Raw genomic sequence first — 23,747 nt, 5'->3', positions numbered from 1 at the left:
TATCCAGTTAACGCAATACGAAATGAATTGTCTTTAGGTTACAAAACGTGCTAAATCCCCGGCATGCTGGAACCGCATCAACGCCTCGTCCTGGCACGGACCAAGGCCGGTCACGAGACCGCTGCGGACGCCGCCCGCGCCTTCGGCTGGAGCCCGATCACCTACCGTGCCCATGAATCCGGGCTGCGCGGCCTGCGCCGTGACGCCGCCGGCCGCTATGCCGCCGCCTTCGGCGTCTCCGAGGCCTGGCTGCTCACCGGCGAAGGCGCGCCGGCGGGCCTGCGGCCGATGGTGCCGGTGGTCGGCCATGTCGGCGCCGGGGCCGAGATCCATATGTTCGAGGGCGACCAGTCGACCGAGCGGATCGACGAGGCCGACGCTCCGCCGGCGGCCGATGAGCACACCGTTGCCGTCATCGTCCGCGGCGATTCGATGGCCCCCGCCTTCCGCGACCGCGACGTCATCTACTACCGCAACGTCCGGGCCGATCCGGACCAGTTGATCGGCCGGGAATGCGTGATCCGCCTGGCCGACGGCCGGACCTTCGTCAAGATTCTGATGCGCGGCAGCGGCCCCGGCTTCTTCACCCTGTTCAGCTACAACGCGCCCTTGATCTCCGACGTCGCGATCGAATGGGCGGTGCCGGTCAAATGGGTGATGCGCGACTGATCCGATGGCGATACGATTCGTGTTGACATCTTAGGCGGAGATACATAACGTATCCATCGGCTCCACATGAGCCGCTTTCCTCCCTGACCTCGCCGGGACCTTCGGGTCCCGGCCTTTTTTGTATCGGCAGCCAGCCTGACCAAACGGTCAGGATCGATCTTGCCTCGCCTCGCGATCCGTCCCACTCTCCCCGTCGACAGGGAACAAGGCACGCGACAAGAGGAGAGCGCCGGCCATGACGATCGCACTCAAGGGCGGCACGGTGGTGAACGCCGACCGCAGCTTCCGCGCCGACGTGATCTGCGACGACGGCAGGATCGTCGCCGTCGGCCCCGACCTCGCCGCCCCGACCGGCGCCCGGGTGATCGACGCTTCGGGCAGCTACCTGCTGCCGGGCGGCATCGACCCGCACACCCATATGCAGTTCCCGTTCATGGGCACGGTGGCGGCCGACGACTACTACACCGGCACCGCCGCGGCGCTGTCCGGCGGCACCACCATGATCATAGACTTCTGCATCCCCGGCCCGCAGCAGAGCCTGCTGGACGGCTATCGCCAGTGGCGCGAATGGGGCGAGAAGGCCGTGTCCGACTGGTCTCTGCACGTCGCCATCACCTGGTGGTCCGACCAGGTGCGGGAGGAGATGGGCACGCTGGTGGCCGAGCACGGCGTCAACAGCTTCAAGCACTTCATGGCGTACAAGAACGCCCTGATGGTCGATGACGACGTGCTGATGCACAGCTTCACCCGCTGCCGCGAGATCGGCGCCCTGCCGATGGTGCATGCCGAGAACGGCGACATCGTCTGGCTGCTGCAGAAGGCGCTGCTCGAGGCCGGCATCACCGGGCCGGAGGGCCATGCCCTGTCGCGCCCGCCCGAGGTCGAGGGCGAGGCCGCCAACCGCGCCATCATGATCGCCGGCGCTGCCGGCGTGCCGCTCTACATCGTCCACACCTCCTGCCGCGAGGCGCATGAGGCGATCGCCCGCGCCCGGGCCAATGGTCAGCGGGTCTATGGCGAGCCGCTGATCCAGCACCTGACGCTGGACGAGAGCGAGTACCGCAACAAGGACTGGGCCTACGCCGCCGCGCGGGTGATGAGCCCGCCCTTCCGCTCCAAGGATCACCAGAAATCGCTGTGGGACGGGCTGACTGCCGGCAGCCTGCAGGTCGTCGCCACCGACCATTGCGCCTTCCGGACCGAGCAGAAGCGGATGGGGATCGACGACTTCACCCTGATCCCGAACGGCACCGGCGGCATCGAGGACCGCATGGCGGTGCTGTGGACCCATGGCGTCAACACCGGCCGGCTGACCCCGAGCGAGTTCGTCGCCGCCACCTCGGCCAACGCCGCGAAGATCTTCAATCTCTACCCGCAGAAGGGCGTGATCGCGCCGGGCGCCGACGCCGACCTGGTGGTCTGGGACCCGGCGGCGACCAAGACCATCAGCGCCGCCACCCAGCATTCGAACATCGAGGTCAATGTGTTCGAGGGCATGGCGGTGCGCGGCCTGCCGGTCATCACCCTGAGCCAGGGCAAGGTGGTGTGGGAGAACAATGAGCTGAAGGTCCAGCGCGGCGAAGGCCGCTTCGTGCCGCGCCCCGGCACCGCCCCGGTGTTCGAGGCGATGAAGATCCGCAACGAGCTGCGCCGGCCGGTGCCGGTGCAGCGCAACCCCAGCGTGCATGTGACGCCATGAGCATCGGCCTGAACGACGCGCTGCAGACGTACCTGCTCGACGCCTCGCTGCGCGAGCCGGAGATCCTGGCCCGGCTGCGGCAGGAGACGCGCCGGGTCGCGGCCGGGCAGGCCGGGATGCAGATCACGCCGGAGCAGGGCCAGTTCATGGCCCTGCTGGCCCGGCTGATCGGCGCCCGCCGGCTGGTCGAGATCGGCACATTCACCGGCTACAGCGCGCTGGCGGTGATGCTGGCACTGCCGCCGGAAGCCCGCCTCCTCTGCTGCGACGTCAGCGCCGAATGGACCTCGGTCGCCCGGCGGCACTGGCAGGAGGCCGGCGTCGCCGACCGCATCGAGCTCCGCCTGCAGCCGGCCCTCGACACGCTCGAGGAGCTGACGCGCGCGGATTGGGCGGGGACCGTTGACATGGTCTTCGTCGACGCCGACAAGGACAACTACCCGGCCTATGCCGAAGCGGCGATCGGCCTGCTGCGCCCGGGCGGGCTGCTGCTGGTCGACAACGCGCTGTGGAGCGGCCGGGTGGCCGATCCGTCCGACCGGTCGGCGGGCACCGAGGCGATCCGTCGAGTCAACGCGATGCTGCGCGACGACAAGCGGGTCGATTTCTCCCTGATCCCGATCGGCGACGGCGTGGCCCTGGCGCGCAAGCGGGGCGCGGGAGAGGGCTGATCCCTCCCCTATAGCACCCCCGCTGACAGCTTCCGCACCACCTCGGACTGGCGGCGGGTGTCGGTCTTGGCGAAGATGCTCTTCAGCTGGCTGCGCACGGTCAGCGGCGAGACGCCGTCGACCGCGGCGATCTCCGCCGGGGTCAGGCCCTCGATCAGGCGCCGCGCCACGCGCAGCTCGGCTGCGGTCAGGCCGTAGGCGGCGCGGGCGCTCTCGATCCGCGCGGCGGCGGAGGAGATCGCCGGGTCCTCGATCAGCACCATCGCCGCGGCGCCGGCGAAGAACACCTGGGCCGAGGATTGGTCGAGCTGCACGAAGCGGACCCGCAGCGGCGCGCGGCCGGCGTCGGGCCGCAGCAGCTGGGTGTCGAGCAGGCCGCGCGACAGGCCCAGGCGGATCGTTCCCAAAGCGCGGTCAAGCGCGGCGGTAACCTCCGGCGAGGCGAAGCGAAGGCGCCCCTCCCCGTCCTGGTCGATCGCGCCGCCGGCGGCGATCAGGGCCTCCGCCGCCTGGTTGCTGTGGCGGACCCGCCGGTCCGGCGCGACCAGGATCATGCCGATGCCGAGCAGGTCGAGCACCGAGAGGCCGTCCTGCAGGGTGGCGCCGGCCTGGGGCGAGCGGCGGTAATAGGCGAAGACCCGGCGCAGATGCGGCGCCAATTGGCCGAGCAGCGCGCGGGCGGCGTCGATGGTGGCGTCGTCCGCCTCCGCCCCCAGCACGCTCAGCATGAAGTTGCAGCGCTCCTCCTGGTACACCGTGACGCCGACGGCGGTGCCCAGGCCGTGCGGCTGCAGATAGTCGGCGTAGAATTCGGTGCGCAGCAGGTCATGGCGCGGCAGCATCTGCTCCGCCCGGACCGCCAGCCCGACCAGGCGCTGCGACGCCGCCCGCATCCACGGGTTCACCCGGCTGAAATGGCTGCCATAGGCGGCCACGGCGTCGGCCGGGAAGCCGGTGTTCACCGAGAACGCACCGCTGCCGCTGTCGAGATCGTGGAAGAACAGCGTCGCCTTGCCGTTCGGCAGGCAGGTCGCGACTTCCTGCAGGAACACATCCCAGCCGATCTCGCCGACCAGCGCCGCATAGATGCGGTCGATCAGGGCCGCCGCACGGTCCAACTCAGCCAACCCGGCTCCCCCTGCCTGGATGCCGCAATGCAGAAGAGCGTCAGCCGGCAAGATGGCGGATTCCGGGCGGCACTGCAGCCCTCTTCGGGCGAGCCGAAATTCTCTCTCAGCTGCCCGCGCCAGCCTTCACCGACCTCACGGTCCAGCCGCCGCCGAGCGCCTTGTAGAGCGCGACCGCGGCCTGCAGCCGGTTCGACTTGGCCTGCACCAGCTGGTCGCGGGCGGAGAAGTAGCTCTGCTGCGCGTTCAGCACGGTCAGCAGGTCCACGGCCCCGGCCCGGTACTGCGCGTCGGACAGGCGGAACGCCTCGCGCGCCTGGGCCACCACCTCCTGCTGCGCCCGATAGGCCAGCCCGGTCTGCTGCGTGGCGATGAGCGCGTTCTCGACATCGCCGAAGGCGGCCAGCACGGTCTTGACGTAAGTCTGCCCCAGCTCCCGGTACTGGGCCTCGGTCAGCTGGACCTGGCCGCGCAGGGCGCCGCCCTCGAAGATTGGCTGGGTCAGCGAGGCGGCGAGGCTGTAGAGCGTGTTGGCGGAATTGAACAGGGTGCCGAGCGCCGCGCTCTGGACCCCGCCCGAGCCGGTCAGCTGGATCGACGGGAACAGCTGCGTCTTCGCCTCCTTCGCGTTGAACCGGGCGGCCAGCAGCTGGGCATCGGCGTTCTGGATGTCCGGCCGGCGGTCCAGCAGCGAGGACGGCAGGCCGGCGGCCACCACCGGGATCTTCAGGTCGTCGAGCGACTGGCGCTCGACCGACAGCCGCGCCGGCGGCTCGCCCAGCAACAGGGCCAGGGTGGTCTCGGTCTGCTGGCGCTGCTGCTCCAGCGGCGGGATCGCGGCCTTCTGCTGCGCCACCACCGTGCGCTGCTGCGCCACGTCGAGGGCCGAGGCCGCGCCCGCACTCTCCTGCGCCAGCACCACGTTCAGCACCTGCTGGGCGTTGGCCAGGTTGTCGCGCGCGATCGCCAGCCGGTCCTGGAATTCCAGTACTTGGATATAGGTGGTGGCGGTGCTGGAGGTGACGGTCAGGGCGACGGTGTCGCGGTCGTAGCGGCTGGCCAGCGCCGAAGCCTGCGCCGATTGCAGCGCCGCCCGGTTCTTGCCCCAGAGGTCGATCTCGTAGCTCGCCGAGAGCTCGGCCGAGAACTGGTCGCTGACCGTGCGGCTGGAACCGAGGCCGAAGCTGCTGGCGCGCTCCGGCGAGACCGAATGCGAGCCATCGCCGGTGGCGCCGATGCTGGGCAGCAGCGGCGCGCCGGCGATCCGCGCCTGGGCGTCGGCCTGCAGCACCCGGGCCACGGCCGCGCCGATGTCCTGGTTGTTCTGCTGGGCGGTGCGGATCAGGCCGTCGAGTTGGGACGAGCCGAAGCTGCGCCACCAGCCCGTCTCCGGCCAGGTGGTGCCGGCCGGCCCCTCCGCCTTCCAGCCGCCGGGGATGTCGAGGGCGGGCCTGTCGTCCTCCGGCCCGGCGCAGCCGGCCAGCAGGGCGACGGTCAGGACCGCCGCGAGGGGGCGATGGAAGCGGATCGGCATGGTCACTCGGCGGACAGGGCGACGACGGGGTCGAGGGTGGCGGCCTTGCGCGCCGGCATATAGCCGAAGATCAGGCCGGTGAGGAAGGCGCAGCCGAAGGCCAGCAGCACCGGCCCGGGCGAGAACACGATCGGCGTGCCGAAGGCCTGCAGCGCCGCGGCCACCCCGAGACCGCCGACCACGCCGATGGCGCCGCCGATCGCCGAGACCACCACGGATTCGGTGATGAATTGCTGCAGGATATCGCGCATCCGGGCGCCGGTCGCCATCCGCACCCCGATCTCACGCGTCCGTTCGGTGACGCTGACCAGCATGATGTTCATCACCCCGATGCCGCCGACCAGCAGCGAGATGGCGGCGACCGAGCCGAGCAGGATGGTCAGCGTGTTCTGCGTCGCCGACACGGTCTCGATCAGCGATGACATGTTGCGGATCTGCACGTCCTGGCGGCGGTGTCGGGCCTCGAGCAGTGCCTGCACGTCGGCCTGGGTCTGGTCGATCAGCGCGGTATCCTCGACCTGCACCGTGATCGAGCGGACGAAGCGCTTGCCGAACACTCGCAGGCTGCCGGTCGACAGCGGCATGAAGGCGATGTCGTCCTGGTCGGTGCCCCACGTCGTGGCGCCCTTCGCCTCCATCAACCCGATCACCTGGAACGGGATGTTGTTGACCAGGACATAGCGGCCCAGCGGGTCGACGCCTTCCGGGAACAGGATCCGCGCCGTGGTCTGGCCCAGCACGATTACCGGGGCGTAGCTGGCGTGATCTCCGGCCGAGATGAAGCTGCCGCGCTCGACCGCCCAGTTCCGCGCCTTGGTGAAGTCCGGCGTCGTCGCGTCGGCCTGAGTCGAGTAGTCGGTGTTGCCGGTGCGCAGGGTGACGGCGCCGGTCAGCTCCGGCACCGCGGCGGCGACGTTCGGCACCTCCGCCAGCGCCTCGGCATCCTCCGGCACCAGCGTCGCGATCACGCCGTCGGCGGTGCGGTTGTTGCTCTGTGCCGGCCGGATCAGCAGCAGGTCGGTGCCCATGGCCGAGATCCGGTCGACCACCGACTGCTTGGCCCCGTCGCCGATCGCCAGCATGGCGATCACCGCGCCGACGCCGATGACGATGCCGAGCAGGGTCAGGATGGTGCGGAACAGGTTGGCACGCAGGGCCCGCAGCGCCATCCTCACCGCCTCCGCCATGTCGGCGACGCCCAGCGCGCCGGCGTCCCCCGCATGGATTCCCTCTGCCGCGGCCGCTGCCGCTGCCGCTGCCGGCCCGCGCGCACCGCTGTCGCCGACGATGTGCCCGTCGCGGATCTCGATCAGCCGGTGCGCATGCTCCGCCACCGCCCGGTCATGGGTGATCAGGATCACGGTGCGGCCGGCCTCGCTCAACCGCTTGAGCAGCGCCATCACCTCGGCGCCGCTGCGGCTGTCGAGCGCGCCGGTCGGCTCGTCGGCCAGGATCACCCGGCCGCCATTCATCAGGGCGCGGGCGATCGACACGCGCTGCTGCTGGCCGCCCGACAGCTGGTTCGGCCGGTGGCCGGTGCGGTCGGCGAGGCCGAGCGAGCCCAGCAGCTGCTCCGCCCGCTCGCGCCGCTCGGCGGCGGCGATGCCGGCATAGATCGCCGGCACCTCGACATTCTCGGCCGCGGTGGCGGACTGGATCAGGTTGTAGCTCTGGAAGATGAAGCCGAAGGTCTCGCGCCGCAGATGCGCCAGGGCGTCGCGGTCCAGCGTCGCCACATCGGTGCCGTCGACCCGGTAGGTGCCGGTGGTCGGCCGGTCGAGGCAGCCGAGGATGTTCATCAGGGTCGACTTGCCGGAGCCCGAGGCGCCCATGATCGCCACGAACTCGCCGGGATGGATGTCCAGCGAGATGCCGTGCAGCACCTCCACCGCCAGGTCGCCGTTGACATAGGTCTTGGTGACGTCGCGCAGCGACACCAGCGGCCCGGTCTCGGTACGGCCGGACGCCGCCGGCGTCTGATCACCGGCTGCCGCCGGCCGGGGCTCGCGGATGTCCATCAGATCCTCGGACGCCGGGTCTGGCTAGGCGCCGGTTCCGCGTTCGGACGGCGCGAGCCGGTGATCACCTGCTCGCCCGGCTCCAGCCCGCTCAGGATCTCCGCCTGCGCCCGGTTGGTGACGCCGACCGCCACCGTCCGGGTCTCGATCGACCCGCTCGGCTTCAGCACGCGCACCGTGGCCCGCCCCGGCGCGGCCGAGGAGGTGCCGGGCGACAGGCCCGAGAGGGCGGTGACCGGCACCAGCAGCGTGTCCTGGGCGGCAGCCGAGACGAAGAACACCTGCGCCGTCATCTGCGTCATCAGCGCGCCGTCCTGGTTCGGCACGTCGAACAGCGCGTTGTAGAGCACGACGTTGTTGACCACCTCCGGCGTCGGCTGGACCTGCCGCAGCGCCCCGTACCAGCGCTTGTCGGGCATGCCGAGGGTGGCGAAATAGGCGGTCATGCCGAGCCGCAGCCGGCTGACATCGGCCTCCGACACCTGGGCCTCGACGGTCATGGTCGCAAGGTCGGCGACCTGGACGATGATCGGCGCCGACTGGTTGGCGTTCAGGGTCTGGCCCCGGCGCGCCGACTGCGACACCACCGTGCCGTCGATCGGCGCATAGATCTTGGTGTAGCCGAGATTGGCCTCGTCGCCCCGCAGCGTCGACTGGATCTGCCGGGTCTGGGCGTCGATCGCGTCGAGCTGGGCCTGGGCCGCGGCATAGGCCGCCTCGGCCACCTGCAGCGCGTCGTCGCTGGTGGCGCGCGACGCCTTCAGGTTGCGCTGCCGCTCGGCCTGCTGCCGGGCCAGCAGCAGCTGCGCCTCCTTCTCGGCCCGCTGGGCCGCGAGGTTGGCGATCTGCGCCCGGTCGGCCTCGACCCGCGTCTGGTAGACGGTCGGGTCGATCTCGGCCAGCAGGTCGCCGGCCTTCACCCGGTCGCCGATCGCGACATGCAGGGTCTTCAGCTGGCCGGAGACCTGGGTGCCGACATCGACATAGCTGACCGGCTGCAGCGTCCCCAGCGCCGTGATCGCATCCTCGATATCGCCGCGCTCGGCCGTGGCGGTGAGCCAGAGCTGGTCGGGCGCCGCCGCCCGGCCCCAGCGATACCAGGCGCCCCCGGCGGCCAGCAAGGCGAGGATCAGCAGGCCCAGCAGCAGGAGGCGACGCCGGCGGGGTGCCTTGCGCGCCGTCCGGCCCGGTGCCGGCAAGGGCGGCGGCGGCGCCTCCCGCAGCCTCGGCTCGATCTCAGTCCTGGTGTCCGGCATTCCCCTCGGCCCGCAAGTGTGTTGCCCCTTCACGGTCCGGCTGGCGATTTCCGGCGCGGGGCCGGCTGTCGTATGGCTGGTCTGGCCGAGGCTCTCCGATTATACCGGTTTCCTGGCCTCCCGGCCGCAGAGACTCCGACACGGCTTCGAGGCAGGCATGGCCCGTGCGGCCGCGATCGCATTTTTCAGCATTCTCCAGGCCACCCCGGCCTTGGCGGCGCCGGCCTCCTGCGGCCCGCATGACGTGGTGGTGGACTATCTGGCACGCAGCTTCCAGGAGACGCCGGCGGGCGTCGGCACCGCCAACAGCGGCGGCCGGGTCGAGCTGTTCACGGCGCCGAAGGGGCGGAGTTGGACGCTGATCTACACCGGGCCGGACGGACAGTCCTGCATGATCGCCGCCGGCCGCGGCTGGGCCCCGCCCCTGCCCGGCCCGCCTCCGCCTGGCCTGGGCGACGAGACCACCAAGCCGCGCTGACCTCAGCCCTTGGTCGCGGCGATCAGCGGGTGGACCACCCGGTCGCCCGGCTTGATGTCGAGGAAGCGGGCGATGCCGCCGCTCAGCTCCAGCACCGCCTTGGCCGGCCCGTCCGAGGCGCGGGGGTCCAGGGTCTGCGGCGGCACCTTCTCGAGGATGTTGGCGATCGTGCCGTCGGTGCGGATGAAGATCATGTCCAGCGGGATCAGCGTGTTCTTCATCCAGAAGGCCCGCGGCCCGGACTCGTCGAATACGAACAGCATGCCCGCGTCGGGCGCCATCTTCTCGCGGAACATCAGGCCGCGCTGCTGCTGCTCCGGCGTCAGCGCCAGCTCGACCGCGAAGTGGAAGCTCTTGCCGGCCGCGGTCTCGATAGTGAGCTCGCTGGTCTTGAACGGCGCCTCCTGCGCCCGCGCAGGGCCGACGGCGAAGAGCAGGAGCGCGAAAGCGGCAAGGAGCGTCTTCATCGGTCGTCCCATCTCGTCAGGGTGCCATCACGGCACGGATCACGGCTTGGACCTCCGGCCGCACCGGGCCCGGCCGCGGCGCGTCATCCATCCGGTCGAACCAGCCGGGCTCGGGCGGGGTGCCGCGGCGGCGCGACCAGGACAGGCCGGCCAGCACCGCACGGGACTCAGCCGTCAGGGGCTGCGCCGGATCAAAGCCGCTCAACACCGCCCAGACCCCGGCCCAGCAGCGCCCGACGGTCCAGGGATTGTAGCCTCCGCCGCCGAGCACCAGGAGGCGTGGCGCGGCATCGCGCACCGCCGCCACCACGTCCCACAAGGCGCGGTTGGAGAGTGAGAGGCGGCTCAGCGGATCGTCATGCAGCGCGTCGGCGCCGCATTGCAGCACCACGACCTGGGGCCGGAATGCCTCGACCAGCGGCAGCAGGCAGTGGTTGCGCACCGCCGCCATCTCGTCATCGTTCAGCTCGCGCGGCATCGGCAGGTTGCGGGCATTGCCGCCGCCGCGGTCCTCGACGGCGCCGGTGAAAGGCCAGCGCTTCGCCTCGTGCACCGACACGGTCAGAACCCGAGGGTCGCCGGCAAAGGCGTCCTGCACCCCGTCACCGTGATGCGCGTCGATGTCGAGATAGGCGATGCGATCGACGCCGCGGTCGAGCAGGGCGAGGATCGCCAGCGCCGGGTCGTTGAAGTAGCAGAAGCCGGAGGCGCGGTCGGGACGGCCGTGATGCAGCCCGCCCGCCGGGCTGTAGACCACCGCCCCCTCGGCCACCAGCCCGGCGCCGAGCAGCGAGGAGCCGCAGGCGGTGGCCGGCCGGCGAAACACCTCGCCGAAGATCGGGTTCTCGATGCCGCCGAGATTGTGCCGCTGCCGGCGCGCCGGATCGAGGTCCTGGTCGCGCTCGGCATCCTGCACCGCGGCGACATAGTCCGGGTGGTGGAACCGGATCAGGGCCTCGGCCCCGGCCAGCAGCCCCTCGCGATATTGGCCGTCGGCCAGCCACCCCTGGGCCCGGATCAGGTCGAGCGCAGTCGAGACCCTGGGGATGGCGAGCGGATGCTTCGGCCCGTAGCTGGAATGCCGGTAGACCTCGCTGCCGATCAGGATCGGCCGCGCCGCCATCGCCGGATCAGGCCTTCTTTCCCGCCGCCGGCGTGCCGTCCGCCGGAGCCGCCGGCGGGGCCTTCTTGCGGAACAGCTTGTCCTCGCCGAGGAACAGCAGGATCGGCGCCGCGATGAAGATCGAGGAGGTGGTGGCGACGACGACGCCGATCAGGATGACGATGGCGAATTGCTGCAGGCTCTCGCCGCTCCAGATCGCCAGCGGCAGGCAGGCCAGGAAGGTGGCCAGCGAGGTGCCGATGGTCCGGTTCAGCGTCTGGTTGATCGACAGGTCGATCAACTGCCGCAGCGGCAGCGACTTATAGAGCCGCAGGTTTTCGCGCACCCGGTCGTAGACCACGACCTTGTCGTTCACCGAATAGCCGAGGACGGTCAGCAGCGCCGCGATCGAGGTCAGGTTGAACTGCATGCCGGTGACGGCATAGACCCCGATCATCTTGGTAACGTCGAGGATCATGGTGACCACGGCGCCGACGCCGAACTGCCATTCGAAGCGGAACCAGATGTAGAACAGCATGGCGACCAGGGCGAGGCCGAGCGCCAGCATGCCGTTCTGGAACAGCTCGCCCGAGACCGTGCTGCCGACCGAATCGACGCTGCGGATCACCGTGCCCGGCACGGTGTCGGTCAGGGTCTTCTTGACCGTGTCGAGCGCCGCCTGCTGCTGCTGCTCGGTCGGCTGCGCCTCCATCCGGATCAACACGTCGCTGGGCGAGCCGAACTGCTGCAGCTGGACCTGCCCGAGGCCGAGCGCGTCGAGCCCGGAGCGCAGCACCGAGAAATCCGCCGGCTGCGGCGTCTGGATCTCGATGGCGATGCCGCCCTTGAAGTCGACGCCGTAGTTCAGCCCGGGATGGAAGAACAGGATCACCGAGGCGATGCTGAGGAAGGCCGAGGTTGCGAGGCCCAGAATGCGGCCCCGCATGAATTGGATCTTGGTGTCGTCCGGGACGAGACGGAGCCAGAACATCACGCTTTCCTCAGCACGGGCAGAACGGTGGGGCGTTTGCGGCGGATCCAGCTGACCATCATGAAGCGCACCAGCACGATGGCGGTGAACATCGAGGTCAGGATGCCGATTCCGGTGGTGACGGCGAAGCCGCGGACCGGGCCCGTGGTCAGCGTGTACAGGATTGCCATCTTGATCAGCGAGGTGATGTTGGCGTCGAAGATCGTGCCGAAGGCCCGGCTGAAGCCCGCATCCATCGCCGAGAACGGCGTTCGTCCCCGTTTCGTCTCTTCGTACAATCGCTCGTTGATCAGGATGTTGGCGTCGACCGACATGCCGAGGGTCAGCAGCATGCCGGCGATGCCGGGCAGCGTCAGCGTCGCTTCCAGCAGCGACAGGATCGCCACCGTCAGCACCATGTTCATGACCAGGGCGATGTTGGCGAACAGCCCGAACAGCCCGTAGGACAGGAACATGTAGGTGATGACCAGGACGAAGCCGACGGCGACGGCGATGATGCCGGCCTGGATGGCGTCGGCGCCCAGGTCGGGGCCGACTGTCCGCTCCTCGACGATCGTCAGCGGTGCCGGCAGCGCGCCGGCGCGCAGCAGCACGGCCAGGTCGTTGGCGCTCTGGGCGCTGAAGTTGCCGCTGATCTGGCCGCGGCCGCCCAGGATCGGCTCGTTGATGTTCGGGTAGGTGATGACCTTGTCGTCGAGCACGATGGCGAAGGGCTTGCCGACATTGGCCTGGGTGACCTGGCCGAAGCGGCGGGCGCCGGCGCTGTCGAACTCGAAATTCACCACCCACTGCCCGTTCTGCGAGTTGGTGCCGGCGCGGGCGTCGGTCAGGTTGGCGCCGTCGACCTCGATCCGCTTGCGCACCGCGATCGACGTCCGTTCGCCGGGGCGCGGATTCTCGATCGGCAGCACCTCGGTGTCCGGCGGCACCGGCTGGCCGGGCTGGTAGTCGAGATTGACCAGATGGAAGGTCATCTTCGCCGTCTGGCCCAGCAGGCGGCGGATGCGGTCGGGGTTCTGCTCGCCCGGCAGCTGCAGCAGGATGCGGCTGTTGCCCTGGCGCGAGATCAGCGGCTCGCGGGTGCCGCTCTCGTCGACGCGGCGGCGGACGATCTCGATCGACTGCTCGACCGCCCGCGCCTCGCGGTCGCGCAGGCCCACCTCGGTCAGGGTCAGGCTGCCCTTGCCGTCGCTGCCGACGCTGATGTCGAGGTCGCGCTGGCCGCCAGCCAGCGGGTCGACGGCGCCGGTCAGCAGGTTCTCGGCCAGCAGCGTGCGCGCCCGGTCGGCCTGGGCAGGATCGGACAGGGTGAAATTGACCGAATGGTCGTTCACCGCCAGGTCGCTGAAGGTGATGGTCTCGCGCCGCAGCAGGCTGCGGATCGAATCCTGGATGTTGGCGAGGCGGGCATCGACCACCGCCTTCATGTCGACCTCCAGCAGGAGGTAGGAACCGCCCCTCAGGTCGAGACCGAGATTCATCTGCCGGGCCGGGATCCAGGACGGCAGCGAGTCGAGCGTGCTGCGCGGCAGGATGTTCGGCAGGCTCAGGATCACGCCGAGGAGGCACACCACCAGGATGGTGACCTTCTTCCACGGGGCGAAATACATCATCGACGGCAAGCTCTCAAAATTCAGTCGGTTCGGGCTGGCCCGGCCGAGACATCATGGGATCCGGACCGGCACGCCGGACCGCAGGGCGCGCACGGTACAATGCACGCCGCCGTTTAGCCATGGCGAAGTGGCGGGGTCGTGACACCGGCGTCGACAAGCCGCGCCAGATGCTCCGCCACGGCCGGTGAGACGTATTCTACCAGAAGATCGGGGCCGAGGGCGGCGGTTGTGATCGGCCGCCACTCCCGCGTCCCATTGGCACGGTGGGGGGCGGCGCTCCCGGGGAAGGCGATGCGGTTGCGCTCGCCGCCGCCGATCACCGGCGCGATGAAGACATGGGCCAGGTCGACGCGGCCGGCCTCGAGCAGCAGGCCCAGCAGCCGCGGGCCGCCCTCGACCATGACCGAGGCGACCGGCCGGCCCAGCCGCGCCACCATGGCCGGGGCGGCCAGAGTGTCGAACAGGGCGTCGACCGGCGACCCATCCGGCAGCGCCAGCATCGCCGCCGAGGGCGGCAGCAGAGCCTCGAGCGCCGCCGCCTGCCGCGCCGCCGCGGCGCCCAGCAGGAACACGGTCGGCGCGTCGGCGGAGAGCAACCCGGCCTTCCAGCGCTCCAGCCGCTGCGGCAGGGCGGCCAGGGCCCGGCCGTTCGGATCGTAGACCAGGCGAAGGGGGTGGCGGTGCCGGTCGCCGGCGGCGTCGCGCACGGTCAGGGCCGGATCGTCGGCCAGCACGGTGCCGGCGCCGACCAGGATGGCGTCGTATTTCTGGCGCAGCCAATGGGTGTGGGCGCGCGCCGCCTTGCCGGTCAGCCAGCGCTCGGCGCCATCGTCATAGGCGAGTTGGCCGTCCAGCGTCTGCGCCCATTTCGCCGCCACCAGCGGCCGGCCGAGACGCTGCCGCAGCAGGAACGGCGCGTGCCAGGCCGCCGCCTCCGGCGCCAGCGCACCGACGCTGACGGCGACGCCGGCCGCCTGCAGCCGGGCCAGGCCGGTGCCGTCGACCAGCGGGAACGGATCGCGCAGCGCCACCACGCAGCGCGCCAGCCCGAGCGAGGCGAGCAGGTCGGCGCAGGGCGGCTGGCGGCCGTGATGGCTGCAGGGTTCGAGCGTGACATAGGCGGTGGCGCCGTGGAAGGCCGAGCGGTCGGCCAGCGCCTCGACGGCAACGCGCTCGGCGTGGCGCTCGCCGATCCGCTCGGTGGCGCCGCGTGACACGACGTGGCCATCGCGGACGATGACGCAGCCGACCACCGGGTTCGGGTCCGACAGCCCGTTATGGGCCATCGCCGTCCGCAGCGTCTCCAGCATCCAGGCTTCGTCGTCGCCCGCGGTCCGGGTGGGCGGCGCGGCATCGCGCAGCGGCCCCGGCAGCGTGTCGCGGAGGATGCCGCCGAAGCCGAAGCCCGGCCGCAGCAAAAGTGCGGCCGGCAGGCTCAAGGCTTGCCCAGGCGGCGCACCCCCTGGGTGTCGCCGACAGCCAGAGGCAGCACCTTGGCCTGACCGGAAATATCAGAAAGATCAATGCGGTGGGCGTGCTTCTTCACCTTGGCTTCAAGGTACTGGATGTTGTGCTCGGTGACGAAGACGCCGGTCGGCACGATCTCGGCGATCTCGATCCCGGCGGCCTCGAGCTGCTTCGCCTTGTCCGGGTTGTTGGTCAGGAGCCGGATCCGCTTGACCCCGAGCGCCAGCAGCATCTGCGCCGCCGGGGTGAAGTCGCGCAGGTCGTGCGGGAAGTTCAGCCGCTCATTGGCCTCATAGGTGTCGAGCCCCTGGTCCTGCAACACATAGGCGTCCAGCTTGGCGTAGAGGCCGATGCCGCGCCCTTCCTGCCGCAGGTAGAGGACGAAACCGCCTTCTTTTCCAATGCGATGCAGGGCGTCGTTCAACTGCGGGCCGCAATCGCAGCGCTGCGAGCCGAAGACGTCGCCGGTCAGGCATTCGGAATGCACCCGCACCAGCGGCACGTCGCGGCCCTCGGGGCCGAGGGCGATGGCGAAATGCTCGCCGCCGTCGGCGAAGCCGTCGAAGGTGTGGAATACGCCCCTCGCCGCCCCGTCCAGGATCGGGATGGTGACGGTGGTGCGGATCTCGACCCGCGGCGGATTGACCGGTGCCTGCATCGAATACCCCGACGGCCGCGCCGCGACCGACCCCGTGAAACCGTGGGGCACAATATCGGTGGGCCGCCCCGTTATTCCCAGCCCCAACGAACGGAGATCGGCTATGCGGGCTCGCTACGTCTGCAAAGCCCGGATCTCGTTCACCGCGACGATCCGAGTGCCGTCCCAGTGATAGGACAGGTGCCGCTCCTGGATCACCGGGGTCAGCACGCTGCGCGGTCGGAACACGGCGGCACAGTGCCCGCCGGCATGGCGGACGCTGTCATAGGCGACGCCATACGAGCCCTCGCCATGCAGCCGCCGCCCCAGCGCCTGGCCGGCCGAATAGTCGGCCGGGTCGTAGACGCCGGGCAGTTCGGCGCCCAGGCCGCGGATGTCGTGCAGCTCGCCCGACAGGCTGTTGATCAGCACCCGCATGTCGATCGTGGTCGCCGGCGTCGCCGTCGCGGCGAAGAAGCGGGCGCGGTGATAGCAGGTCTCCGCCACCGCCGTGTCCAGCGCCGCGGCGCCGTAATAGGCGCCGTAGGTGCCGTCGGTGAACCGGCTGCCATCCGGGTGCAGATGGGTGAAGGGCGCCATGATGAAGCTGGTGCCCGGGCCGCTCATCCGCTCCTCCAGCGGCACCAGCGCGATCTGCCCGACCTGGTCGCGCAGCCGGTCGTTGGTGCGGGATTCGAGCTCGATCAGCAGCTCCCAATCCTCGGGCGGCGCCACCCGCTCGAACAGGTCGATCGGCGGATACCGGCTGGGAATGATGCGCCAGCATTCGGGCCAGTCGACCCGGCGGACCGGAAGGGTCAGCCCCAACCGCCGCGCTCCGCATCCAGATAGCGGCGGACCACGAACAGGTCGGCGACGTTGCCCGACAGCATGCGGTCGAGCGCCGAGCGACCGCCGAAGGGCGAGGCCGTGTTCGGCCGCCGCACCCAGCCATCGGCCAGCTTGGCGTCCTTGAACAGGATCTGCAGCGCCCGATAGATGCCGAGGATGTAGGAGATCCGCTCCATCGTGTCGGCCGAGGGATGGCCGGTCGCGCCGGCCTTCCAGCGATAGAAGGTGGCCTTGGACGGGCGGCCCAGCAGCACGCGCTTCTCCTCGTCCTTCAGCCCCCAGGCCTCGGCGATGTTGAAGAAGGCGCTCAGGCCTGCCCGGGCCGCCCGACCTTCGGCACCGCGCGGCGCCACCGCCGCCTCTTGCGCCATCATCGAACCGCTCCTCTCTTCAAACTCATTTGAGATTTTTTATCTCGTTTGAGATAAATATAGCGGGAGACCCGGCCGATGACAAGTCCCGCCCCATCAACACGGCTGCCCCTCTCCGCGTTGCATCCTGGTTGACGGCGTCCGCCGGTCATGGCTCACTCATGCCATGAGTGCGATCCGTTCGATGATTACCGCGACCACCAAAACGACCACCGCCACAGGCGGGTCGTGCGGAGGTCGTGTGGGCTGATCGGACAGCGCCTCGCCGACCACCAAAGGGCCCCGCCGGCAACGGACGGGGCCCTTGGTCTTTCTGGGCTCTCCCTGCGCCGGTTCAACGCAACGGAGACTTCCCATGGACGACGTCGATCACCGCAGCCTCGGCAACCGCCTCGACCTGTTCCACCAGCAGGAGGACGGCCCCGGCATGGTCTTCTGGCACCCGCGCGGCTGGGCGCTCTACCGCGTGGTCGAGGACCATGTCCGAAGGCGGATGGCCCGGGCCGGCTACCGCGAGGTGCGGACACCGCAGCTGCTGGCCCGGGGCCTGTGGAACCGCAGCGGCCATTGGCAGAAATTCGGCGCCCAGATGTATGCCGTGGCCGATGAGGGCCGGATCATGGCGCTGAAGCCGATGAGCTGCCCTGGGCACATCCAGATCTTCAACAAGCGCGTGCGGTCATACCGCGAGCTGCCGATCCGCTATTTCGAGTTCGGCGCCGTGCACCGCAACGAGCCGTCCGGCGCGCTGCAGGGGCTGATGCGGGCCCGCGGCTTCGTCCAGGACGACGCCCATGTGTTCTGCCTGGAGCACCAGGTCGAGGCGGAAGTGGCGCGGTTCTGCGGCCTGCTGCGCCGGATCTATGCCGATTTCGGCTTCGACCGCTTCGACGTCGCCTTCGCCACACGGCCGGCACAGCGGGCGGGGTCGGAAGAGGTCTGGGACCGGGCCGAGGCGGCACTGGCGGCCGCGGCGCGTCACGCCGGGCTCGATGTCGAGACCCTGCCCGGCGAGGGCGCCTTCTATGGCCCGAAGCTGGAGTTCCACCTGCGCGACAGCCGCGGCCGGCGCTGGCAGTGCGGCGTCATCCAGCTCGACCTGGTGATGCCGGAGCGGCTCGGCGCCGCCTATGTCGACGAGTACGGCAATCACCAGTTGCCGGTGATGCTGCACCACGCGGTGCTGGGCAGCCTGGAGCGCTTCATCGGCGTCCTGCTCGAACACCATGAGGGCAAGCTGCCGCTGTGGCTGGCGCCGGAGCAGGTGGTGGTCGCGTCGATCGGCGCCGACGAAGTCGTCCCGGCCTGCCGGGTGGCCGAGGCCTTCGAGGCGGCGGGGCTGCGCGTCGCCCTCGACGCCCGGCCGGAGCGGCTGTCGCGCAAGATCGTCGACGCCCATGCCGACGGGGTCCCGGTGCTGGCCGCAATCGGCGCGCGCGAGGTGCGGGACGACACCGTGGCGCTGCGCTTCCGCGACGGCCGTCAGAAATCGTTGCCCCTGGCCGCCGCGATCGCCCGGCTGGAGGCCGAAGCGCAGTCGCCGGCGGAGGCCCCTGCCCTCGCCGCCTGAACTGCCGGGGCGCGGCGGATTATGCTTTGCCGCGCCCCGCTTCGGCGCCAGGATTCCGGAACGATCCCAAGCACCGGAGACGGTCGATGGCCAGCACCTCCCTGGCGGCGCAGGACAGCCGCCTGCACCGCGTTCTGCGCCATCTCGGGCACGAGCTCCGCCTCGTCCTGCCGCCGACCCTGTTCTTCCTGGTCGGCTTCAACCTGATCGTGTTCACACAGAACCTGGTCCTGGCCGAATACTTCGCCCGGTCGATCAACTTCCTGGTCGCGACCACGGCGGCGCTGGTGGTCGGAAAGGCGGTGCTGGTCGCCGACAAGATGCCGTTCCTGCGGCGCTTCGACAACGCGCCGCTGATGCTGCCGATCCTGTTCAAGACCGTCGTCTACTGGGCGTTCGTGTTCATCGCCCGGCTGCTCGAGGCCTTCATCCACCACATCGTCGACAGCGGCCAGATCGGCGGCTTCGGCGCCGCCATGGCGGAGCAGTTCTCCTGGCACCGCTTCCTGTTCATCCAGATCTGGATTTTGGTGCTGTTCCTGATCTACACAACCGGCGCCGAGCTGAACGCGCTGTTCGGCGACGGCGAGCTGGCCCGGATCCTGTTCCGGCACCGCTCCTCCGATCTCAAGCAGACGCGGCGGCAGCGCATCCGCGCCCTGGTGCGGCTTAGCCATCTGACCGGGGACCAGCCGACCTCCGCCCTGCGCGATCCCGCCACCCCCGCCCATCGCGAGCTCGTCGGGCTGATCGAGCAGCTGGCGCAGGACGCCGGCCGGCGCCGCGGCAGGGTCGGCGCATCGCGGCGGCTCCGCGACCCTTCATCGCGGGCGTGAAGGCGCGCCGCGCACGCTATCCTGCGGCGAACCTATCCGAAGCGGACCATATGGCACGACGGCTTTCCCAGGCGCTGGCTTTCCCGGTCGCGATCCTCGCACTATTGCTCTCGACGGCCCCCGGCCGGGCGGCTGGCACCGATGTCGAGGCCACGCTGCCGGTCGACGGCGTGTCGCGCAGCTATATCCTGCACCTGCCGCCGGCCGCAGCGGGCGGCAACCCGCTGCCGCTGGTGGTGGTGCTGCATGGCGGCGGCGCCAATGCCGACAGCGCGATCGCCCTGACCGGCTTCAGCGCCGAAGCCGATGCGGAGGGCTTCATCGTCGCCTATCCGAACGGCACCGGCCGCCTGAAGCCGACCGCCGAGACCGCCGGCCAGTTCAGCTGGAACGCCGGCGACTGCTGCGGCGCGGCGATGCGGCGGGATGCCGACGATGTCGGCTTCCTGCGCGCCCTGGTGTCGACGATCGAGCAGGAGCGCGCGGTCGACCGCCACCGCATCTATGCCGCCGGCTTCTCCGCCGGCGGCATGATGGCCTATCGCCTGGCCTGCGACGCCGGCGACATCTTCGCCGGAATCGCCGTGGTCTCCGGCGCCATCCTGGTGCCGTCCTGCACCCCGAGCCGCCCGGTCTCGGTCATCCACATCCACGGCACCGGCGACGACGCGGTCCCGTTCAAGGGCACCGCCGAGCGCGAGAGCTACGCCCGGGCCAAGTTCCCGCCGGTGCGGGAGTCGGTGGCCTTCTGGGCCGCCTTCGACGGCTGCCGGCCGCAGCCGGTGGCGCGGGCGACGGTGCTGGGCATCAAGGTGGAGGATTATCCCGATTGCCGGGCCGGGACCGCGGTGCGGTTCGATGTCGTCGAGGGCGGCATCCATGCCTGGCCGGACGGCACCGATACTCCCGGCTTCGTGGCCACCCCGCATATCTGGCACTTCTTCGCCGACCACCCGCGGCTGTAGCGCTTGAACGGTCTCGGCAGGGCCATTCTATTGAGGCAGCAGAGGTGTGGGTTGGCCGGTTGCCTTCCAATCTTCACATACGTAGGCGGGGTACGGGAAATTCAACGTCATCTTTTCCGGCTGAATGCCGGACAGGTCTTCAGAAAATTCCTCATAATTTATGTAACCACGCAACCCTTTCCCCGGATGAATCCGATAGCTACAATAATTGGGATTTCTGGCGATCTCATCTTCAGAACCAAAGCAATCAGTACACCGAGACTCTTTAAATCCGATTTTTCTATTTTCGTATACGACCTCTAATTTTTCCGAAACACAATCGTCCATCCGACCCTTCTTCGGCCAACCGCCTGATTCTATGCACAAATCTATGAACGATCTATTTTCAATATATAAATTAATCCGTTTATTCTGATCATCTTTTCCAGCAGAAATAACATAATTATCGTGCTCCCATGGAGAAGAAACTGATATTTCGCTACCAGATCTCACAGAACAAGCAACAAACAACATCACAATCGGGAAGTAAATACTTTTATTGCATCTCAAAAATGATTTCATTACCGCCCCCTTCTTATCTCATAACGCAGGCAATCCCAGTTCGCGGCGCAGGCCGATAGCGGCCTCTACTCCGGCCGGCAGAGCCCTGTCCTCCAGTTGCCCCACGGCGCGGATCGACAGGGCGTTGGTCAGCAGCAGGGCCTCCGCCTGCTGCAGATCGGCGACCGCGAGCGGCCGCTCTGCTACGCCCAGTCGCGCCAGCACCTCGGCGCGCATGATCCCGGGCAAGGCACCCTCCGCCACCGGCGGCGTGACCCAGGCACCGTCGATCCGTGCGAACAGGTTGGCGATGCTGGTCTCGGCCACCCGGCCGGCGGTGTTCAGCATCACCGCGTCGTCGGCGCCGCGCTCCGCGGCCTCGCGCCGGGCCAGCACCGCGTCGAGATAGTTCAGCGACTTCACCCGGCTGAGCGGCGAGGCCTGGTTGCGGCAGGTGCCGCGGGCCACGACCAGCGCCACCGGCGATTGCGGCGGCAGCCCGGCATGGCCGGCAATCAGCACGGTCGGCGACGGCGCCGCCGGTGGCAGCACGCCGCGCGGGCCGGCGCCGCGGCTGACGGTCAGGCGCAGTACTCCGGCCTCGATCGCTTCGGCCGCGATCACCGCGGCGCAGGCCTCGGCCAGGGCGGCATCGCCGAAGCGCGCCGGGATGCCCAGCGCGGCGCTGCCCTCGGCCAGCCGGGCCAGGTGCCGGTCCAGCCAGACCGCAGCGCCGTCGCGTACCCGGATGGTCTCGAACAGACCGTCGCCGAGGGTGAAGCCGCGATCGGCCGGGTCGATCCGCGCCGCTGCGGCCGCGAGCAGCCGGCCGTTCAGCCAAGGCATCAGCCGGCTCCCGCCAGGGCCTGCAGCAGTGGCCGGACCTTCACCATGGCCTCGTCATATTCGGCGTCCGGATCGGAATCATAGACGATGCCGCCGCCGGCCTGGGCTGCGACCTGCCCTCCAGCGCCACATAGCGTGCGGATGACGATGCTGGAATCCATCGACCCGTCGAAGCCGAGATGGACGACCGAGCCGCAATAGGCCCCGCGCCGCGCCGGCTCGAGTTCCCGGATGATCTCCATCGCCCGGATCTTCGGCGCGCCGGTGATCGAGCCGCCGGGGAAGCAGGCGCGCAGCAGGTCGACCGCGCTGCGGCCCTGCGCCAGCCGCCCCTCGACCACAGACACCAGGTGATGCACCCGGGGGAAGGTCTCGAGCCCGCACAGCACCGGCACCCGCACGCTGCCGACGGCGCAGACCTTCGACAGGTCGTTGCGCAGCAGGTCGACGATCATCAGGTTCTCGGCCCGGTCCTTCGTGCTGGCCTGCAGCTCCGCCGCCAGCGCCGCATCCGTCGCGGGGTCGACACCCCGCGGCCGCGTGCCCTTGATCGGCCGGGTCTCGACCCGCCCCGCCGGGTCGACGGCGAGGAACCGCTCCGGCGAGGCGCTGGCGATCCAGCGCCCCTGCCCCAGGTCGAGAAAGGCGGCGAAGGGCGCCGGCGACAGGGCGCGCAGGCGGCGATGCAAGGTAAACGGGTCGAGCCCGTCCGGCAGGTCGGCCAGGAAGCGCTGGGTCAGATTGGCCTGGTAGATGTCGCCAACCGTGATCCAGTCGCGGATCCGGCGGACGCCGTCGCGATAGCCATCCGCCGGCATCTCCGACTGCCAGACGCCGCGGGGCGTGGCGTCTGGCGGCGGCAGCGGCGGGGCGCCGACGATCGCTGCCGCGAGGTCGTCGGCCTGCGCCTGCGCCCAATGAGGGCGGGCCACGGGATCCTCCTCCGGCCAGCCGGTCGACAGCACCCAGGCCTGCCGCTGCACCGTGTCGAACACGGCGACGCAGTCATAGAGTCCGAAGGCGATATCCGGCAGGGCGAGCCCGACCGGCTGCGGCACCGGCATGCGGTCGGCGAAGCGCCCGGCCTCGTAGCCCAGGACACCGATCGCGCCGGGCCCGAGCGGCGGCAGCTCCGGATCCGGCTCGACGCGATAGCGGGCCAGCAGCGCCGCGATGGCGCCGAAGGGATCGGCCGGCGCCTCCGCGGCCCCGACCTCGACCCAGCGGAACGGGTCGGCCGCGACCAGCGACCAGCGGCCCCGAATCCCGTCGACCAGCGCCGAATCGAGCAGCACCGGCCGGGACCGATGGCGGATCGCGGCGAAGGCCTCGACCGGGTCGCGCCACGGGATCGGCCGGCACAGGACGTCCGGCGCAGCGGCGGCGGGCAAAGGGAACGGAGTGGCCAAGCGGTGGTTCACGTAACGATCGGGCTCCGGCGGACAAGGCTGCCCGAAGCTAGCACGCGGCGGGTCGGCACACACCGCCGCGCCTTCGGGAGGCATCCATGGAACTGATTTCTCGCGCGGCCTTCTTTCTCGTCAGCGTCATCCTGATGCTTCTGGCGGCCGGGCTCACCGCCTATGCGATCTATTCGGTGGTGATGACCTTCCAGACTCCGCACGCCGCGACCGACACGGCGATGCTGGACGTCATCGGCTACCTGATCATCGCCATCGCCGTGTTCGACGTCGCCAAATACCTGCTGGAGGAGGAGGTTGCGCGGGGCCAGGAGCGGCGGCGCGCCTCCGAGGTCCGCAAGAGCCTGACCAAGTTCATCTCGACCATGATCATCGCCGTCTTCCTTGAAGCCCTGGTGGTGATCTTCAAGGTGGCGCGCGACGACGTGAACCTGCTGCTGTACCCGACCGCGCTGATCGTGGCCGGCACCGGCATGATGCTGGGCCTCGGCCTGTTCCAGCGGCTCAGCGCCTCGGTCGAGCGCGACATCGCGCGGGGCACGGTCGACGACACCGATGACGAAGAAGGTGAGTCGGCGGCGCGCGCCCGTAGGCGCAAGCCGTCCCCGTCCTGAGTC

At 69.8% G+C, this 23,747-nt stretch carries 23 protein-coding genes; 8 read left to right on the top strand and 15 right to left on the bottom strand.

The window, feature by feature from the left end:
* The first annotated feature begins 63 nt into the window (after positions 1-63).
* The 3 genes from QFZ27_RS20665 (at position 64) to QFZ27_RS20655 (ending at position 3,039) form a co-directional block, all read left to right on the top strand.
* Positions 64-669, top strand: a complete 606-nt coding sequence (locus tag QFZ27_RS20665) for a LexA family transcriptional regulator (protein WP_429228298.1) — start codon at positions 64-66, stop codon at positions 667-669.
* Positions 670-904: 235 nt separating this feature from the next.
* A complete protein-coding gene (hydA, locus tag QFZ27_RS20660; RefSeq protein WP_429228296.1) occupies positions 905-2,368 on the top strand; it encodes a dihydropyrimidinase in 1,464 nt (487 codons plus the stop codon).
* Positions 2,365-3,039: an O-methyltransferase gene (locus tag QFZ27_RS20655; RefSeq protein WP_429228295.1), complete on the top strand. Its 675-nt coding sequence runs from the start codon at positions 2,365-2,367 to the stop codon at positions 3,037-3,039. The genes hydA and QFZ27_RS20655 overlap by 4 nt, the downstream gene beginning before the upstream one ends.
* Positions 3,040-3,047: 8 nt before the next feature.
* Here QFZ27_RS20655 and QFZ27_RS20650 read toward each other — a convergent pair whose 3' ends face one another.
* From QFZ27_RS20650 to QFZ27_RS20635, 4 genes are all read right to left on the bottom strand, one after another.
* Positions 3,048-4,166, bottom strand: a complete 1,119-nt coding sequence (locus QFZ27_RS20650) for a helix-turn-helix transcriptional regulator (protein WP_429228294.1) — start codon at positions 4,164-4,166, stop codon at positions 3,048-3,050.
* A 106-nt stretch (positions 4,167-4,272) separates the two neighbouring features.
* Complete coding sequence (locus QFZ27_RS20645) at positions 4,273-5,700, bottom strand: efflux transporter outer membrane subunit (RefSeq protein WP_429228293.1); 1,428 nt, start codon at positions 5,698-5,700, stop codon at positions 4,273-4,275.
* 2 nt (positions 5,701-5,702) lie between these two features.
* Complete coding sequence (locus QFZ27_RS20640) at positions 5,703-7,718, bottom strand: MacB family efflux pump subunit (RefSeq protein ID WP_429228292.1); 2,016 nt, start codon at positions 7,716-7,718, stop codon at positions 5,703-5,705.
* Entirely contained in the window at positions 7,718-8,974 is a 1,257-nt protein-coding gene (locus tag QFZ27_RS20635) for an efflux RND transporter periplasmic adaptor subunit (protein ID WP_429228291.1), read from the bottom strand. The genes QFZ27_RS20640 and QFZ27_RS20635 overlap by 1 nt, the downstream gene beginning before the upstream one ends.
* A gap of 157 nt (positions 8,975-9,131) precedes the next feature.
* Here QFZ27_RS20635 and QFZ27_RS20630 point away from each other — a divergent pair, with 157 nt between their 5' ends.
* Entirely contained in the window at positions 9,132-9,452 is a 321-nt protein-coding gene (locus tag QFZ27_RS20630) for a hypothetical protein (protein WP_429228290.1), read from the top strand.
* 2 nt (positions 9,453-9,454) lie between these two features.
* Here QFZ27_RS20630 and QFZ27_RS20625 read toward each other — a convergent pair whose 3' ends face one another.
* The 8 genes from QFZ27_RS20625 to QFZ27_RS20590 all read right to left on the bottom strand — a co-directional run bounded on the left by QFZ27_RS20625 (position 9,455) and on the right by QFZ27_RS20590 (position 16,955).
* On the bottom strand, positions 9,455-9,919 hold the full coding sequence (locus QFZ27_RS20625) for a DUF192 domain-containing protein (protein WP_429228289.1): 465 nt from the start codon (positions 9,917-9,919) through the stop codon (positions 9,455-9,457).
* A 16-nt stretch (positions 9,920-9,935) separates the two neighbouring features.
* Entirely contained in the window at positions 9,936-11,042 is a 1,107-nt protein-coding gene (locus tag QFZ27_RS20620) for an acetoin utilization protein AcuC (RefSeq protein WP_429228288.1), read from the bottom strand.
* Positions 11,043-11,049: 7 nt separating this feature from the next.
* Positions 11,050-12,012: a protein translocase subunit SecF gene (secF, locus tag QFZ27_RS20615; protein ID WP_429228287.1), complete on the bottom strand. Its 963-nt coding sequence runs from the start codon at positions 12,010-12,012 to the stop codon at positions 11,050-11,052.
* On the bottom strand, positions 12,012-13,625 hold the full coding sequence (gene secD / locus QFZ27_RS20610) for a protein translocase subunit SecD (protein WP_429228286.1): 1,614 nt from the start codon (positions 13,623-13,625) through the stop codon (positions 12,012-12,014). The genes secF and secD overlap by 1 nt, the downstream gene beginning before the upstream one ends.
* A gap of 113 nt (positions 13,626-13,738) precedes the next feature.
* Positions 13,739-15,064 carry a bifunctional diaminohydroxyphosphoribosylaminopyrimidine deaminase/5-amino-6-(5-phosphoribosylamino)uracil reductase RibD gene (ribD, locus tag QFZ27_RS20605; protein WP_429228285.1) on the bottom strand — a complete coding sequence of 442 codons (1,326 nt, stop codon included), beginning with the start codon at positions 15,062-15,064 and terminating at the stop codon, positions 13,739-13,741.
* Positions 15,061-15,750: a GTP cyclohydrolase II gene (locus tag QFZ27_RS20600; RefSeq protein ID WP_429228284.1), complete on the bottom strand. Its 690-nt coding sequence runs from the start codon at positions 15,748-15,750 to the stop codon at positions 15,061-15,063. Before QFZ27_RS20600 ends, ribD begins: the two co-directional genes overlap by 4 nt.
* A gap of 114 nt (positions 15,751-15,864) precedes the next feature.
* Entirely contained in the window at positions 15,865-16,557 is a 693-nt protein-coding gene (locus QFZ27_RS20595) for an RES family NAD+ phosphorylase (protein WP_429228282.1), read from the bottom strand.
* Positions 16,548-16,955 (bottom strand): antitoxin Xre/MbcA/ParS toxin-binding domain-containing protein, encoded by a 408-nt coding sequence (locus QFZ27_RS20590; protein ID WP_429228281.1) that lies wholly within the window; start codon positions 16,953-16,955, stop codon positions 16,548-16,550. Before QFZ27_RS20590 ends, QFZ27_RS20595 begins: the two co-directional genes overlap by 10 nt.
* 352 nt (positions 16,956-17,307) lie before the next feature.
* On the opposite strand from QFZ27_RS20590, the gene thrS reads away from it, so the two are divergent.
* The 3 genes from thrS to QFZ27_RS20575 all read left to right on the top strand — a co-directional run bounded on the left by thrS (position 17,308) and on the right by QFZ27_RS20575 (position 20,323).
* Positions 17,308-18,522 (top strand): threonine--tRNA ligase, encoded by a 1,215-nt coding sequence (gene thrS, locus QFZ27_RS20585; RefSeq protein ID WP_429228280.1) that lies wholly within the window; start codon positions 17,308-17,310, stop codon positions 18,520-18,522.
* An 86-nt stretch (positions 18,523-18,608) separates the two neighbouring features.
* Complete coding sequence (locus QFZ27_RS20580) at positions 18,609-19,358, top strand: hypothetical protein (RefSeq protein ID WP_429228279.1); 750 nt, start codon at positions 18,609-18,611, stop codon at positions 19,356-19,358.
* Positions 19,359-19,408: 50 nt separating this feature from the next.
* Entirely contained in the window at positions 19,409-20,323 is a 915-nt protein-coding gene (locus QFZ27_RS20575) for an extracellular catalytic domain type 1 short-chain-length polyhydroxyalkanoate depolymerase (protein WP_429228278.1), read from the top strand.
* Positions 20,324-20,350: 27 nt separating this feature from the next.
* On the opposite strand, the gene QFZ27_RS20570 is transcribed toward QFZ27_RS20575, so the two are convergent.
* The 3 genes from QFZ27_RS20570 to pabB are packed head-to-tail and all read right to left on the bottom strand — an operon-like array spanning position 20,351 to position 23,118.
* Positions 20,351-20,884: a hypothetical protein gene (locus tag QFZ27_RS20570; protein ID WP_429228277.1), complete on the bottom strand. Its 534-nt coding sequence runs from the start codon at positions 20,882-20,884 to the stop codon at positions 20,351-20,353.
* An 18-nt stretch (positions 20,885-20,902) separates the two neighbouring features.
* Positions 20,903-21,709: an aminotransferase class IV gene (locus QFZ27_RS20565; protein WP_429228276.1), complete on the bottom strand. Its 807-nt coding sequence runs from the start codon at positions 21,707-21,709 to the stop codon at positions 20,903-20,905.
* Positions 21,709-23,118, bottom strand: coding sequence for an aminodeoxychorismate synthase component I (pabB, locus tag QFZ27_RS20560; protein ID WP_429228275.1), 1,410 nt, complete (start codon positions 23,116-23,118; stop codon positions 21,709-21,711). The genes QFZ27_RS20565 and pabB overlap by 1 nt, the downstream gene beginning before the upstream one ends.
* A 98-nt stretch (positions 23,119-23,216) precedes the next feature.
* Here pabB and QFZ27_RS20555 point away from each other — a divergent pair, with 98 nt between their 5' ends.
* A complete protein-coding gene (locus QFZ27_RS20555; RefSeq protein WP_429228274.1) occupies positions 23,217-23,744 on the top strand; it encodes a hypothetical protein in 528 nt (175 codons plus the stop codon).
* Positions 23,745-23,747 lie beyond the last annotated feature (3 nt).

Origin of the sequence: Inquilinus ginsengisoli (assembly GCF_050434925.1) — a bacterium.
GTDB lineage: Bacteria > Pseudomonadota > Alphaproteobacteria > DSM-16000 > Inquilinaceae > Inquilinus > Inquilinus ginsengisoli_B.
This window is presented reverse-complemented; position numbering and strand designations above follow the sequence as displayed.

Bases quoted from the DNA above. Each gene is read 5' to 3' on its own strand.
- QFZ27_RS20665 (WP_429228298.1), top strand. From the start codon at position 64: ATGCTGGAACCGCATCAACGCCTCGTCCTGGCACGGACCAAGGCCGGT.
- hydA (WP_429228296.1), top strand. From the start codon at position 905: ATGACGATCGCACTCAAGGGCGGCACGGTGGTGAACGCCGACCGCAGC.
- QFZ27_RS20655 (WP_429228295.1), top strand. From the start codon at position 2,365: ATGAGCATCGGCCTGAACGACGCGCTGCAGACGTACCTGCTCGACGCC.
- QFZ27_RS20645 (WP_429228293.1), bottom strand. From the start codon at position 5,700: ATGCCGATCCGCTTCCATCGCCCCCTCGCGGCGGTCCTGACCGTCGCC.
- QFZ27_RS20640 (WP_429228292.1), bottom strand. From the start codon at position 7,718: ATGGACATCCGCGAGCCCCGGCCGGCGGCAGCCGGTGATCAGACGCCG.
- QFZ27_RS20635 (WP_429228291.1), bottom strand. From the start codon at position 8,974: ATGCCGGACACCAGGACTGAGATCGAGCCGAGGCTGCGGGAGGCGCCG.
- QFZ27_RS20630 (WP_429228290.1), top strand. From the start codon at position 9,132: ATGGCCCGTGCGGCCGCGATCGCATTTTTCAGCATTCTCCAGGCCACC.
- QFZ27_RS20625 (WP_429228289.1), bottom strand. From the start codon at position 9,919: ATGAAGACGCTCCTTGCCGCTTTCGCGCTCCTGCTCTTCGCCGTCGGC.
- QFZ27_RS20620 (WP_429228288.1), bottom strand. From the start codon at position 11,042: ATGGCGGCGCGGCCGATCCTGATCGGCAGCGAGGTCTACCGGCATTCC.
- secF (WP_429228287.1), bottom strand. From the start codon at position 12,012: ATGTTCTGGCTCCGTCTCGTCCCGGACGACACCAAGATCCAATTCATG.
- secD (WP_429228286.1), bottom strand. From the start codon at position 13,625: ATGATGTATTTCGCCCCGTGGAAGAAGGTCACCATCCTGGTGGTGTGC.
- QFZ27_RS20600 (WP_429228284.1), bottom strand. From the start codon at position 15,750: ATGCAGGCACCGGTCAATCCGCCGCGGGTCGAGATCCGCACCACCGTC.
- QFZ27_RS20590 (WP_429228281.1), bottom strand. From the start codon at position 16,955: ATGATGGCGCAAGAGGCGGCGGTGGCGCCGCGCGGTGCCGAAGGTCGG.
- thrS (WP_429228280.1), top strand. From the start codon at position 17,308: ATGGACGACGTCGATCACCGCAGCCTCGGCAACCGCCTCGACCTGTTC.
- QFZ27_RS20580 (WP_429228279.1), top strand. From the start codon at position 18,609: ATGGCCAGCACCTCCCTGGCGGCGCAGGACAGCCGCCTGCACCGCGTT.
- QFZ27_RS20575 (WP_429228278.1), top strand. From the start codon at position 19,409: ATGGCACGACGGCTTTCCCAGGCGCTGGCTTTCCCGGTCGCGATCCTC.
- QFZ27_RS20570 (WP_429228277.1), bottom strand. From the start codon at position 20,884: ATGAAATCATTTTTGAGATGCAATAAAAGTATTTACTTCCCGATTGTG.
- QFZ27_RS20565 (WP_429228276.1), bottom strand. From the start codon at position 21,709: ATGCCTTGGCTGAACGGCCGGCTGCTCGCGGCCGCAGCGGCGCGGATC.
- QFZ27_RS20555 (WP_429228274.1), top strand. From the start codon at position 23,217: ATGGAACTGATTTCTCGCGCGGCCTTCTTTCTCGTCAGCGTCATCCTG.